The following is a 12,954-nucleotide window of genomic DNA, read 5'->3' as shown; positions in this document are numbered from 1 at the left end:
TGTCTAACGACCCTTCTGTCGGACGATGCGGTTGCCGGCGTCGAGGCACTGTTCGACGTACCGGTCGGCGGCCGGACGCAGGCGGGCCGCGTGCCGGTCGAAGAAACTGGCCGCGGCGGTGCCGGGCCACCGCTCGGGCAGCAGCGCCGGTGGCAGCTGCGGATCCTGGAAGAGGAACGTACGCCAGGCGTGCACGAGGCGGAACCGCGTCGCGTACGCCGCCTCGTCGCTGCTGCGCACGGTGACCGCCGCGAGCAGCGGGCGCTGGTCCGCGACGAACCGCTCGTAGGCGCGGCCGATCTCGGCCAGGTTCCAGGCCCGTCGGACCACGCCCATCGCGCCGGGGGTGCCGGAGAAGTGCGAGGCGGTGAACCGCTCGAACCGGATGCCGGTCTCGGCGAGGAGCAGGTCGACATCTTCGGCGGGGCGGGTGGCGACCCAGGTCTGCTCGTCGAGCGTCCCGTAGCCGAGGAAGCTCAGGTTGGCCGCGAGTCGCTGGCGGTCCCGCCGGGAGCCAGGGGCCTCCAACACCAGCAGATCGAATCGGCCGTCCCAGGTGACCCGGCCGGTCCGGTAGATCCGGGCCGCTGCCTCGTCGAGTCGCCGGGCGGCTTTCGGTGTGATCGAATATCCCGGTCCGGAGGCCAACCGGAGGGGCTCGAGCCAGCCCTGACGCACCATCCGGGAGACGGCGGTGCGAACTGCTGGCGGTGCGATTCCCAGCGGCGCCAGTAGCTTGACCAGGGCAGCAACCGGTGCCCGGCCACCCCTCGGACGGAGATGGTCGCCGTACAGGTCGAAGAGTGCCGACCGTGCCTGCATGACCGCACATTGTGACAGGCCTTCTCAAGATAAGCTAGATGCTGTTACATCAATGCTGCTCCGGTTTGGGTCCGGCGGTGTTCATCAGGGAAAATCGTTTATCGACACCCCCGTGACCGTTGCGGGTGGTCGTGACGAAGTGGCTGTGGGGCAACCCACCGACCCTGGTGTAGGTCTGAGGGGAGACAACATGGCGGCGATGAAGCCGCGGACGGGCGACGGTCCGCTGGAAGTCACCAAGGAGGGGCGGGGCATCGTCATGCGGGTCCCGCTGGAGGGCGGTGGCCGGCTCGTCGTCGAGATGACTCCCGACGAGGCCAACGCGCTCGGTGACGCACTGAAGGCAGCGGCCGGCTGAGTAAGGAGTGCTCCGGGCGGCTCACGCCGCCCGGAACGTTCTTCAGACCCTGAGCCACCGGAATCGCCGGTGGCTCAGGGTCTTCAACGCTGCGGACAGGTGGGTGCGCTGCCGGTCCGCGACACTTTCCTGGAGGTACGGTTCCGCGTGCTCGCCATCCGTCTGATCGCCGAGCCCGACCGGCTCGACGTCCTCGTCCTGCCCGTCCGCCCCGCCGATACGACGGCGGAAGGTGACAGCCCGGCCGAACCCGTGTCGACAGCAGTGGCGGCCCCGGACGGCACGGCCGACGAGGCGGCCGCGCTGGCGTCAGCGGCCCGATTGACCGGCCGGGCCGGCGAGATCCACACCCAGCTGCGCCCCGCGCGTACCCCCGGCCGGCTGCTGCTGCTCGGCGTCGGTGACGGCGACGAGGCGGCCTGGCGGACGGCCGGCGCGGCCCTGGCCCGCTCCGCCGCAGCTGAGACTCATATCACCATCGCGCTGCCGGCCGAGGTGAGCCTTGCCGCAGTTCGCGGGTTGACCGAGGGGCTGCTGCTCGCCCCCTACCGATTCCGACTCACCGAGGCCGGCGACCGGCCGGCGCTCACCAGCGTCGACCTGCTGCTCGCCGACCCGACCGCGTACGAGGCCACCGTCGCCACGGCCCGGACCACTGCCGCGATGACCCATCTCGCCCGCGACCTGACCAACACCCCGTCCTCGGTGAAGACCCCGCAGTGGTTCGCCGACCAGGTCGCCACCGCCGCAGCCGACCTTCCGGACCTGCGGCTGCGGGTCCGTGGCCCGGCCGAGCTGACCACCGAGGGCTTCGGCGGAATCCTCGCCGTGGGCGGCGGCTCCGCCAGCGGGCCCCGGCTCGTCGAACTGGACTGGCACCCCGCCAACGCGCGCACCCACGTGGTGCTGATCGGCAAGGGCATCACCTTCGACACCGGCGGCATCTCGATCAAGCCGGTGGCGTCGATGAAGCTGATGCGCAAGGACATGGCCGGCGCGGCCGCGGTTGTCGCCGCCACACTGGGCGCCGCCGCGCTGCGGCTGCCGGTCCGGATCACCACGTTGGCCCCGCTGGCCGAGAACATGGTCAGCGGCTCGGCGTTCCGCCCCGGCGACGTCATCCGGCACTACGGCGGCACCACAAGCGAGACGACCAACTCCGACGCCGAGGGTCGGCTGGTCCTCGCCGACGCGCTGGCGTACGCGGTGCAGCAACTCAAACCGGACCTGCTGCTCGACCTGGCCACGCTCACCGGCGCGAACTTGGTGGCGCTGGGCAAGCGCACCGCCGCCCTCTACAGCGAGAACGACGAACTGGCCGCCGGCGTACTGGCCGCAGCCGAGGCGGCCGGCGAGTCGGCATGGCGGATGCCGCTGCACACCGACTACGTCGAGTACCTCGGCAGCGAGATCGCCGACCTCTACAGCGCACCCACGCAGGGTGCCGGCTCGGTGCTGGCCGCGCTCTACCTACGCGAGTTCACCGGCGAACTACGGGACCGCTGGCTGCACCTGGACATGTCCGCCCCGTCCTGGGCCGACGGCGACCAGGCCGAGGTCAGCCGCGGCGCCACCGGCTGGGGCGTCCGGTCGTTGCTGCGCTGGCTCGCCGACGTCAACTAGGGCGGGTGTCGAAGCCTCGGCCCGACCGAGGCTTCGACACGTCCCGGGCGTGGGTCAGCACTTCACCGCGGCGAGCAGCCCGTGCCCGACCGGAAGCAGCGCGGGGATCCAGTGCTCCGACTCCCGGACCGCCTTGATCGTCTCGCGAACCGTCACCGTCTCCGCGTCCCGGGCGGCCGGGTCGCCGATCCGGTCGCTGGCCAGCACGCCGTTGAGCGCCAGCACGCCCCCCGGGCGCAACAGCCGCAGCGCCGCCTCCACGCAGGCATGGAAGCCGGTCGCCTCCGCGTCCACGAAGACCAGGTCGTACGCACCGTCGGCGAGCCGAGGCAGCACGTCCAGCGCCCGGCCGGTGATGATCCGGGTGCGCCCGGCCGCGAAGCCCGCCTCGGCGAAGATCCGCCGGGCGATCCGTTGGTGCTCCACCTCCACGTCGATGGTGGTGAGCACGCCGTCGGCGCGCATGCCGCGCAGCAACCAGACGCCGCTCACCCCGGTGCCGGTGCCGATCTCCACCACCGCACGGGCATTACCGGCGGCGGCCAGCAGCCGCAGCGCCGCCCCCGCGCCGGGAGTGACCGCATCGAGGCCCACCTCCCGGGCCAGGCTGCGGGCGGTACGCAGAACGAGGTCCTCGGTGACGTACGACTCGGCGAAGTGCTGAGCCTGTGTCGTCGAACTGCCGGAACCGGCGACCGTGGCGATGGGGCACCTCCGGGGGCGGTGCGTGGTGCGGGGCGGGTTGGCACTGTGAGCGTAGAGGCGACCGTCATGGGGCGCAGCCGCGCCTCCGCCGGAAGCGATCGCCGGGGCAACCGCTGACTGCGCCGCGTCCATCCGTGCAATCCTGGAGGCGGTATCCCGTCAGCCGCGACCAGACCGGCCCGTGGCCGGGCGACGCGGCGCGGGATCCGGGGACGGACTGGGAGGCACCGACGTGACCGACGGCTGGGACTGGCGCCGGGGCGGTGAGACTCCGGCTCCGGCGCGACCGCCCGGGGTAGGAGCCCCGTCGGTGGGGCCGCCGACCACGCCGGGGGCTGACCCTGCGCCCCTCGCCTCGCCAGGCAGCGGACCGACACCGGGCTGGCCGGCGTCTTCCGGGGGGCCGACACCGGGTTGGCCGGCGCCTTCCGGCGGGTCGGCGTCTTCCGGCGGGTCGGCACCGGGTTGGCCGGCGTCTTCCGGCGGGCCGGCACCGGGTTGGCCGGCGTCTTCCGGCGGGTCGGCACCGGGTTGGCCGGGGCCTTCCGGCGGGCCGGCGCCTTCCGGTGGGCCGGCGCCTTCCGGTGGGTCGGCGCCGGGCTGGCCTACGCCGGTTGCCGGCGGGCCCAACTCGGCCGACGCGTCGCCCTGGTGGTCGGACGCGCTCGCCGACCCGTGGCGCGACCCGGCGGCACCGACCGCTGTAGTGGTGCCGGGGGTAGTGGCCCCTGGCACCGAGCCCGAGCCGGTCACCGACCCCGACGCCCCGGGCCGGCCGACACTGCGCCACCTGTTGCTCATCCCCGTGATCACCGCGCTGCTGGCCGGCACCCTCGGTGGCGCTCTGGGCTACGCGTTCGCGGTGCGCGGCGGCGCTGGTGCGGCGGTCCTCGGTAGTGCGCCCACGGAGGTGCCGGCGCTGGCGCAGCGCAAACCGGAATCGCTGGCCGGGGTCGCCGAGCGGGTTCTGCCCAGCGTGGTCACCGTACGGGTGAGCAGCCTCGGCGGAACCAGTGAGGGCTCCGGGTTCATCGCCACCGCCGACGGCCACGTGATTACCAATGACCACGTGGTGGCCGGTGGCACCGGCAAGGCCTCGGTGGTCTTCAACGACGGCAGCACCGCGCCGGCGACAATCGTCGGGCAGGACGCGGAGTCGGACATCGCGGTGATCAAGGTGAGTCGTCCCGGGCTGCGACCTGTGGAGTTCGGCGACTCCGACGCGCTGGCGGTCGGCGACCCCGTGCTCGCCATCGGTTCGCCGTTGTCGCTGGCCAACACGGTCACCGCCGGCATCGTGAGCGCTCTGGACCGGACCATGCAGGCCGGCGAGCCGGGCGGCCCGGTGCGCTACTACGCCGCCATCCAGACCGACGCCGCTGTCAACCACGGCAACTCCGGCGGCCCACTTGTCGACGGCGCCGGCCGGGTGGTCGGGGTGAACTCCACGATCAAGTCACTTGTCGCCGAGGGGCAGGAGGCGGGCAACATCGGGCTCGCGTTCGCCATCCCGATCAACCAGGCCAAGCGGGTGACCCAGGACATCATTGGCACCGGCAAGGCCCGGCGTACGGTGATCGGCGCCCGGGCGGACGGCCCGACCGGGGTCGTCGGGGGTGGTCTGCGGCTGGCCGAGGTGGAGCCGTCCGGCCCCGCGGACGGGGCCGGGTTGAAGGTCGGCGACGTGATCCTCAAGATCAATGGGCGGCCGATGACCGAGCCGACAGACCTGACCGCGTTGGTCCGCAAGTACGCGCCGGGCTCGGTCGTGACCGTCGAGTATCGGCGGGGTTCCGCCCGGCAGAACACCTCGGTAACTCTCGCGGCGGACGCGAAGTGAACAGCGGCGCACCCCTTGCCCGAAAGCGGTCCGGCGTGCGTAGTCTTGCTGCTGACGCCGAGAGGAGGCCCGCGGGATGCTCGACAACCTGAACTGGTGGGAAATCGGGGCGCTGCTGCTCCTGGCGCTGCTGATCTTCGGCGACCGGCTCCCCGCCGTGATCACCGACGGCCTGCGGTTGGTGCGCAACCTGCGCAACATGGCCCGCAACGCCACCGGCGACCTGAGCCGCGAGCTGGGCACCGACATCCAGCTGGAAGACCTGCACCCGAAGGCGTTCATCCGCAAGCACCTCCTCAGCGAGGAGGACGAGGCGGCGATCCGCAAGCCGTTGCAGGGCGTCTACGACAACCTGCGGGCGGACGTCAGCGGCGTGCACAACGACCTGAAGGACGTGGCCAACGCTGCCGACCTGCGGTCGAACGAGGCCCGGTCCGGGACGGCCACCAGCACTCCCTCGGCCCCGGCCCCTCGGGCCAGCTACGACGACGCCACCTGATCGGCCCGTAGCCGCCTGATCGACCCGTAGCCTGGCCGACCCGTAGCCTGGCCGGCTAGTGCCCGCGCTGCCCAGAATCGGCTGGATCGTCCTGCCTGGGCCCGGCGCCTGCTCTGATCAACTCGGGTTTCCGGAAGTCGCGGTATTCCAGGCCGGTTGAAGGGCCGACTTCCTGGAACCCGAGTTGACCATGCCGGCCACGCCCGCCGGCACCGGCGCGGTCAGCCCACGCCGGTCAGCCCGCCGGCGGTCAGCCCCCGGCCGGCGGTCAGCCCCCGGCCGGCGGTCAGCCCACGCCAGCCGCCAGCCCTCGGCCGCCGGTCAGCTCACGCCGGCCGTCAGGCCACGCCGACCGCCAACCCCGACCGGCGGTCAGCCCCAATCGGCCGCCTGCCACGCCGGCCGCCAGCCCTCGGCTGGTCGTCTGCCCGCGCCGGTTGCCAGCCCTCGACCGGCGGTCAGCTCACGCCGGTTGCCAGCCGCGCCGGCCGCCAACCCCGACCGGCCGCCAACCGCGAGCGGCCGTCAAGCCACGCCGGTCGCCAGCCCACGCCGGCCACGTCGTGGCGGCCTGGTTGGACCACCCGGCGACGCGGTTCAGCCCGCCGGCCAACAGCGGCCGACGGGCTGAGGGTGCTCGGGGTGGGTCAGCGGCCGGCGGGCTTGAGGCCGAGGGGCTTGCCAAGCAGTGACTCGCGGCGCACGGCGAGCCGGTCGGCGATCGTGCCGAGTGCCTGCGCGGCCGGGGATTCCGGCGCGGCCAGCACGATCGGGTTACCGGCGTCGCCGGCCTCGCGGACCCGGGTGTCCAGGGGGATCTGTCCGAGCAGCGGCACCTGCGCGCCGATGGTCCGGCTCAGCGACTCGGCGACGGCAGTGCCGCCCCCGGCGCCGAAGACCTCCATCCGGGAGCCGTCCGGCAGCTCCAGCCAGGACATGTTCTCGATGACGCCGACCACCCGCTGGTGGGTCTGCAGGGCGATCGCGCCGGCCCGTTCCGCCACCTCGGCGGCGGCGGTCTGCGGGGTGGTAACGATGAGGATCTCCGAGTTGGGCAGGAGCTGGGCCAGCGAGATGGCCACGTCACCGGTGCCCGGCGGCAGGTCGAGCAGGAGGACGTCCAGGTCGCCCCAGTAGACGTCGGCCAGGAACTGCTGCAAGGCCCGGTGCAGCATCGGGCCGCGCCAGACGACGGCGGCGTTGCCGGACGTGAACATGCCGATGGAGATCACCTTCACGCCGTGCGACTGGGGCGGCATGATCATGTCTTCGACCCGGGTGGGTCGGCCGTCCGCGCCCAGCATCCGGGGCACCGAGTGGCCGTAGATGTCCGCGTCGACCACGCCGACGGAGAGCCCACGGGCGGCGAGCGCCGCCGCCAGGTTGACCGTGACGCTGGACTTGCCGACGCCACCCTTGCCGCTGGCCACCGCGTAGACGCGGGTGCGCGAGCCGGGCTGGGCGAACGGGATGACGGGCTCCTCGGTGGCGCCGCCGCCGCGCAGCTGCGACTGCAACGACTGCCGCTGCTCGGGGGTCATCACCCCAAAGTCGATCTCCACGCCGGTGACGCCGGGCACCGCGGCGACGGCGGTGGTGATGTCCGTGCGCAGCTTGTCCTTCAGTGGGCAGCCGGCGACGGTGAGCAGCAGCTCGACACGGACGACACCACTGGCACCGATCGTGGCGGAACGGACCATGCCCAGCTCGGTGATGGGCCGGCGGATCTCCGGGTCGTTGACGGTGGCCAGGGCGGCCTGGATCGCGTCCTCGACCGTGCTCACGGGGGCTGACATGCCCGCAATGCTACGTCGCGGGGCATCCGCTGCCGCCGTTGCCCGGGGCGGTGTGAGCCAATCGATGACCTGCCGGTCAGCCCTCCGACCGGCGCGGGCCGGTGCCGTCCGGCCGGGACTCCCGGGTGAAGTCGCCATCCAGGTCGTCGCGAGGTTCGTCCAGGCCGACACCGTCGGTCGGCCGCTGGCCACGGCGCTCCTGCCGGCTGTCCTTCTCCTGCTGGCGGCGCTCCAGTCGTTGCCGGCGTTGCCCCATCTCGTCCAGTTCCTCGGCCAGCCGGGCCAGCTCGGAACGGAGGAAGTCGCGGGTGGCGACCTCACCCAGCGCGATCCGCAGGGCCGCGATCTCCCGGGCCAGATACTCGGTGTCCGCCTTCTGCGCGGTGGCTCGCCGCCGGTCCTCCTCCAGGGCCACACGGTCCCGGTCGGCCTGTCGGTTCTGGGCCAGCAGGATCAGCGGGGCCGCGTAGCTGGCCTGCAACGACAGCACCAGGGTCAGGAACGTGAAGGTGTACGGGTCGAAGCGCAGGTTCGCCGGGGCCAACGTGTTCCAGACGAACCAGATCGTGATCACCACGGTCATGACGACGATGAAGTTCGCGGTGCCCATGCCCCTGGCGATGCCCTCCGACCACCTACCGAACGCCTCCGCGTCGAACCGGGGCAGCTTCACGCCCCGGGGCTCGCGTGGCTGGTCGAGACGCTCCGTCCGCCGCTGGTCAGCCATCCGCGCCGTCCAGGGTGGGGTCGGTGGTGCCCGAGGCGGCCAGGGCGTCGCGGTCCCGCCAGTCCCGGGGCAGCGAGTGGTCCAGCACGTCGTCCACCGTCACGGCACCGACCAGCCGGTTGTGCCGGTCGATCACCGGCATGGCGACCAGGTCGTAGGTGGCCATCCGGCGGGTGATCTCCGGCAGCGGCGTGGTGGGGCGCAGCGGGTCGATGTCGTTGACCACGACCTTGCCCAGCAGGTCGGCCGGGGGCTCGCGCAGCAGCGCCTGGAAGTGCACCATGCCCAGGTAGCGGCCGGTCGGCGTGTTCTGCGGTGCCCGGGTCACGAAGACCTGCGCGGCGACGGCGGGGGAGAGCTGTGGCTCCCGGATCCGGGCCAGCGCCTCGGCGACGGTGGCGTCCGGTGGCAGGATGACCGGCTCCGAGGTCATCACACTGCCCGCCGTGCCCGGGGTGTATTTCAGCAGCTGACGTACGGGGTCGGCCTCGTCCGGCTCCATCAGGTCCAGCAGCACGTCCTGCTCGGGTGGGGGCAGCTCGTTGAGCAGGTCCGCGGCGTCGTCCGGGTCCATCTCCTCCAGCACGTCGGCGGCCCGCTCCCGGTCGAGGGCGGCGAGGATCTCCACCTGGTCGTGCTCCGGCAGTTCGCTGAGCACGTCGGCCAGCCGCTCGTCGTCAAGCGCGGCCGCGACCTCGTTGCGCCGCGCGTCGGGCAGATCCTGCAACGCGTTGGCCAGGTCGGCCGGGCGCATGTCCTCCAGTACGGCGAGCAGGTTGGCCGTACCCCGGTTGTCGGCGATGCCGCTGAGCCCGCGCACCCGGTCCCACTCGACCTGGTGCAGGTGGCCGCGGCGGCTGAGCCGACCGGTCTGCTCGCGTACGGCGACACGGGTCAGCGACCACTCGCCGCCCCGGGTGCACTCCATCGCGACGTCCACTACCGCGCCGGGCTGGCCGCCCGGGTCGAGTTGCACCCGCCGGTCGAGCAGTTCCTGGAGCACCAGCAGCTCGTTCGGGCGCTTCTCGAACCGGCGCAGGTTGAGGGTGCCGGAGCCGAGTACGACGGCGTCCGCGTCGATGGAGGTGATCCGGTTGATGGACAGGAAGATCCGACGCCGCATCGGCATCTCGGCGACGAGTCCCACCACCTCGGGCGGACGCTTCGTCGCGCGGAGCCGAGCCACGGCGTCACGAACCCGGCCCACCTGATCGCCGTTCGGGTCGAAGACGGCGACTCCGGCGAGGCGGGCGATGTAGACCCGGGTCGGCGTACTCACGGGCACCAGCCTAAGCGCCTAGTGTTTATCAACATGTCGACCTTGGCCTACGAGATCGTGGACGTCTTCACCGATCGCCCATTCGCCGGCAACCCGCTGGCGGTGGTCTTCGGCGCGGAGGCGCTGGCCACCGAGCAGATGCAGGCGCTCGCGCTGGAGTTCAACCTGTCCGAGACGGTGTTCGTGCTGCCGCCGACCCAGGTCGGCAGCACCTACCGGGCCAGGATCTTCACTCCGGTGGAGGAGTTGCCGTTCGCCGGGCATCCCAGCGTCGGCGCGGCGGTCACCGCGTGCCGGCGGGGCATGTTCGGTGTGGGGCAGGTCACCCAGGAGTGCCGGGCCGGTGTGTTGCCGATCGAGGTGACCGCGTCCGGGGCGACGCTTACCGGTGGCGCTCCGACCCTCGGGCCGGAGCTGGACCCGGAGCCGTTGCTGGAGATCGCCGGGCTGGTCGCCGACGACCACGTCGGGCCGGCCCCCCGGGTCGCCGGCTGCGGGCTGGAGTTTCCGTACCTGCCGGTGCGGCCGGAGTCGGTGGCCCGCGCCCGGGTGAACCCGGCGGCGGCGCAGCGGTACGGGGTGTCGCACGTCAGCGTCTTCTCCTGGGACGCCGCCGCGCAAACCGCGCACGCCCGGGTCTTCGTGCCGGGGATGGGTGTTCCGGAGGACCCGGCGACCGGTTCGGCGGCGCTCGGCCTCGGTGTCTGGCTGGTGGAGAGTGGTCTGTTGCCCGGCGAGGGGCGGTCGGAGTACGCGGTCCGTCAGGGCGTGGAGATGAACCGCCCGTCCGCGTTGGCCTGCACTGTCACCGCGGCGAACGGTGTGGCGGTCGGCGCGACGGTCGCCGGTCAGGTGATGCCGGTGGCGCGGGGCGAGATCGCCGTGCCGCCGTTCGTGGGCTGAGCGGAGGCGCCGATGCGGGAGGATGCGGGTGTGACGGACGAGGACGCCCCCGGGGGCACCCCCCTGGTCGACGAGGCGATGAAGAAGGCCGCCGTAGCCTGGGTCAGTGTTGCCGGTGGGCCGGCGCTCGCGCTCTGGTGCGTCCCGCTGGAGGGCGCGCTCCTGGTGGTCAGTGGGCCGGGCGAGCAGGCCGCGCCGGGTCTGGCCGACGCGACCGAGGCCCAGGTCACCCTGCGCGGCGACCACGGTGGTCGGATCGTCACCTGGCCGGCCCGGGTGAGCCGGTTGCTGCCGGGCACCGAGGCGTGGGACACCATCGCGCCGCTGGTGGCGGCGAAGCGCCTCAACGCGCCCGGTCCGACCGCCGACCTGGTGGCCCGGTGGGTCGCCGACGGATGCGCGGTGAACCGGCTCGCCCCGGCCGGTACGCCGCTGTTCGGAGAGGAGTTGCCGGCCGACGCGCAGGCCGAGCCGCCCCGGCCGACTCCGGCGGTCCGGGCCACCCGCAAGCCGTTCCGGCTGCACCGGGTCCGCCGCCGCTGATCAGTTGATCAGTCGCACCGGCCGCCGACGCCCGCGACGTCGGCGTCGGCGTCGACGAGGGAGAGCACCTCGCCCAGGGTGCCGAGGGTCGGGCCGCGCCAGTTCCGCTCTGCGTTGAACACCAGGTGTGTGGCCAGATCCGGTGCGGCGAGCCGGACGGCGGTCATCCCGGCCCGCTGGGCGCCTGTCAACTCCTGGCTGCCGCCGTCACCGACGTAGAGGCAGTCGCCCGGCGCGAGCCCGAGCCGCTGGCAGGCCGTCAGGTAGAGCGTCGGATCTGGTTTGCACCGCCCGACCTGCACCGAGAAGACCCGTACGTCGAGCAGCGGGGCGATCGCGAGCTGCGGCAGGAAGGCGGGCAGTTCGTGCGTACAGTCGCTGATCACGCCGGTGCGCAGGCCGCGCTGGCGCAGGGCCGCCAGCACCGGCACCGCGTCGGCCCGCAGCCAGGTGTCCGCGCGGACCGCCTGGTGCCGGGACGCCACCGCCGCCCGCACCGCCTGGTCGCTGGGGTGTACGCCGGCCTGGGCGCACACCCAGCGTAGGGTCGCCTCCGCGTTGCCGAGAAGGCCGGTGGCCCGCTCGTAGTAGGTGCGGTCCAGCACCTCGGTCAACGTGTCGGTGTGGCAACCGAGCAGCTCGGCGGTGCCGAGGTGTGCGACACCGCGCTGCACCGAACGGGTCAGTGTGCCGAAGAAGTCGAACAGCACCGCCTGGTAGCTGGGCATGAGGGGAACGCCTCCGGGCGGTCGAGGGGGTCGCCGGCGCGGAACCGCGTGATCGTAACGGAGCGATGACCCTCCGTGCTGACCGTCATACGTGTGAGGATTACGTCCCGTGCCACCACCTTCACCCCGGCCGACAGTGGATCCACTGACCACCGGCGCGGTCGGCCTGGCCGTGGTCGCCGTGTCGTCATCCGCTCCGCTGATCGCGTACGCCGCCGCCCCCGCGCTGGCCATCGCGTTCTGGCGCAACCTGCTCGCGGTGGCCGTGCTGAGCCCCTTCGCGCTGGTCCGGCGTCGTGCCGAGTTCCGCAGGTTGACAATGGGCGCGGGTCGGCGGGAGGGACTGTTCTGCGTCCTGTCCGGGGTCGTCCTGGCCGGGCACTTCGCGACCTGGGTGCCGAGCGCCCAACTCACCTCGGTCGCCACCTCGACCGCCCTGGTCGCCACCCAACCGGTCTGGCAGGGGTTGATCGCCCGTGCCCAGGGGCGTCCGCTGCCCCGGGTGGTGTGGATCGGCATCGCGGTCGCGGTCGGCGGCGCGGCGGTCGCCACCGGGGTGGACGTGGGGGTCTCCGGTCGGGCCGTCCTCGGTGACGTGCTGGCGTTGGTCGGCGCCCTGTTCGCGGCCGTCTACACCGCCTTCGGGGAACGGGCCCGGACCAGCATCAGCACCACCACCTACACCACCATCTGCTACGGGATCTGCGCGCTGATCCTGCTGGCAGTGTGCCTGGTCGGCGGCGTACGGCTGACCGGGTTCGACGGGCGTACCTGGCTGGCCATCCTGGCCCTGGTGGCCGGCGCACAACTGCTCGGGCACTCGATGTTCAACTACGCCCTGCAAAAGATCCCGGCGACCACAGTGAGCGTGCTGATCCTGTTGGAGGCGCCCGGCGCGGCAGTGCTCGGCTGGGCCTGGCTGGGTCAGCTTCCCCGCCCGTACGCGCTGCTCGGCATGGCGTTGCTGCTGGCCGGGGTGGCGGTGGTGGTGCTCGGCGGCGGTCGGGCCGCTCGCCGGCCGGAACCCACCGCCCTGCCGGCCGACCCGACGCCGCTGAACGACTGACGGCCTTCGCAGGTACGCGGCGAAGTGGTCCGCGACCAGGCTGGTCAGCTGATCGCCACCATCGA

The 12,954-nt window shown here is 72.7% G+C and carries 12 protein-coding genes and 1 pseudogene; 7 read left to right on the top strand and 6 right to left on the bottom strand.

Going from position 1 to position 12,954, the window contains the following annotated elements; genetic code table 11:
• Positions 1-3: 3 nt before the first annotated feature.
• Positions 4-822, bottom strand: a complete 819-nt coding sequence (locus ABZU74_RS24040; RefSeq protein WP_355427843.1) for a PaaX family transcriptional regulator C-terminal domain-containing protein — start codon at positions 820-822, stop codon at positions 4-6.
• A 190-nt stretch (positions 823-1,012) separates the two neighbouring features.
• Here ABZU74_RS24040 and ABZU74_RS24035 point away from each other — a divergent pair, with 190 nt between their 5' ends.
• Entirely contained in the window at positions 1,013-1,180 is a 168-nt protein-coding gene (locus tag ABZU74_RS24035) for a DUF3117 domain-containing protein (RefSeq protein WP_007455245.1), read from the top strand.
• 147 nt (positions 1,181-1,327) lie between these two features.
• On the top strand, positions 1,328-2,803 hold the full coding sequence (locus ABZU74_RS24030; protein ID WP_355427923.1) for a leucyl aminopeptidase family protein: 1,476 nt from the start codon (positions 1,328-1,330) through the stop codon (positions 2,801-2,803).
• 54 nt (positions 2,804-2,857) lie between these two features.
• On the opposite strand, the gene ABZU74_RS24025 is transcribed toward ABZU74_RS24030, so the two are convergent.
• Positions 2,858-3,508, bottom strand: a complete 651-nt coding sequence (locus ABZU74_RS24025; RefSeq protein WP_355427920.1) for an O-methyltransferase — start codon at positions 3,506-3,508, stop codon at positions 2,858-2,860.
• A 619-nt stretch (positions 3,509-4,127) separates the two neighbouring features.
• Here ABZU74_RS24025 and ABZU74_RS24020 point away from each other — a divergent pair.
• Both ABZU74_RS24020 and ABZU74_RS24015 read left to right on the top strand, forming a co-directional pair.
• A pseudogene (locus tag ABZU74_RS24020) lies at positions 4,128-5,348 on the top strand (trypsin-like peptidase domain-containing protein); the annotation flags it as partial.
• Between the two features lie 76 nt (positions 5,349-5,424).
• The gene (locus tag ABZU74_RS24015; protein ID WP_196920926.1) at positions 5,425-5,847 is read left to right on the top strand and encodes a preprotein translocase subunit TatB; all 423 of its coding nucleotides are present in this window, start codon (positions 5,425-5,427) and stop codon (positions 5,845-5,847) included.
• Positions 5,848-6,494: 647 nt separating this feature from the next.
• Here the strand turns inward: ABZU74_RS24015 and ABZU74_RS24010 are convergent.
• From ABZU74_RS24010 to ABZU74_RS24000, 3 genes are all read right to left on the bottom strand, one after another.
• Positions 6,495-7,643 carry an Mrp/NBP35 family ATP-binding protein gene (locus tag ABZU74_RS24010; protein ID WP_355427839.1) on the bottom strand — a complete coding sequence of 383 codons (1,149 nt, stop codon included), beginning with the start codon at positions 7,641-7,643 and terminating at the stop codon, positions 6,495-6,497.
• A gap of 76 nt (positions 7,644-7,719) precedes the next feature.
• On the bottom strand, positions 7,720-8,370 hold the full coding sequence (locus ABZU74_RS24005; protein ID WP_355427836.1) for a DUF1003 domain-containing protein: 651 nt from the start codon (positions 8,368-8,370) through the stop codon (positions 7,720-7,722).
• A complete protein-coding gene (locus ABZU74_RS24000) occupies positions 8,363-9,649 on the bottom strand; it encodes a CBS domain-containing protein (protein WP_355427833.1) in 1,287 nt (428 codons plus the stop codon). Before ABZU74_RS24000 ends, ABZU74_RS24005 begins: the two co-directional genes overlap by 8 nt.
• A gap of 33 nt (positions 9,650-9,682) precedes the next feature.
• Here ABZU74_RS24000 and ABZU74_RS23995 point away from each other — a divergent pair, with 33 nt between their 5' ends.
• Both ABZU74_RS23995 and ABZU74_RS23990 read left to right on the top strand, forming a co-directional pair.
• Positions 9,683-10,552: a PhzF family phenazine biosynthesis protein gene (locus ABZU74_RS23995; RefSeq protein ID WP_355427830.1), complete on the top strand. Its 870-nt coding sequence runs from the start codon at positions 9,683-9,685 to the stop codon at positions 10,550-10,552.
• Positions 10,553-10,564: 12 nt separating this feature from the next.
• Positions 10,565-11,095 (top strand): hypothetical protein, encoded by a 531-nt coding sequence (locus ABZU74_RS23990; RefSeq protein WP_355427827.1) that lies wholly within the window; start codon positions 10,565-10,567, stop codon positions 11,093-11,095.
• An 8-nt stretch (positions 11,096-11,103) separates the two neighbouring features.
• Here the strand turns inward: ABZU74_RS23990 and ABZU74_RS23985 are convergent, their stop codons facing one another.
• Positions 11,104-11,823, bottom strand: coding sequence for an HAD family hydrolase (locus tag ABZU74_RS23985; protein ID WP_355427824.1), 720 nt, complete (start codon positions 11,821-11,823; stop codon positions 11,104-11,106).
• Between the two features lie 109 nt (positions 11,824-11,932).
• Here ABZU74_RS23985 and ABZU74_RS23980 point away from each other — a divergent pair, with 109 nt between their 5' ends.
• Positions 11,933-12,889 carry a DMT family transporter gene (locus ABZU74_RS23980; RefSeq protein ID WP_355427821.1) on the top strand — a complete coding sequence of 319 codons (957 nt, stop codon included), beginning with the start codon at positions 11,933-11,935 and terminating at the stop codon, positions 12,887-12,889.
• The last annotated feature ends 65 nt before the right edge of the window (positions 12,890-12,954 follow it).

The organism is Micromonospora sp. NPDC005171 (assembly GCF_040608575.1).
Taxonomy (GTDB): domain Bacteria; phylum Actinomycetota; class Actinomycetes; order Mycobacteriales; family Micromonosporaceae; genus Micromonospora.
Note: the sequence above shows the minus strand (reverse complement) of the source record. Positions and strands in the feature narration are given on the sequence as shown.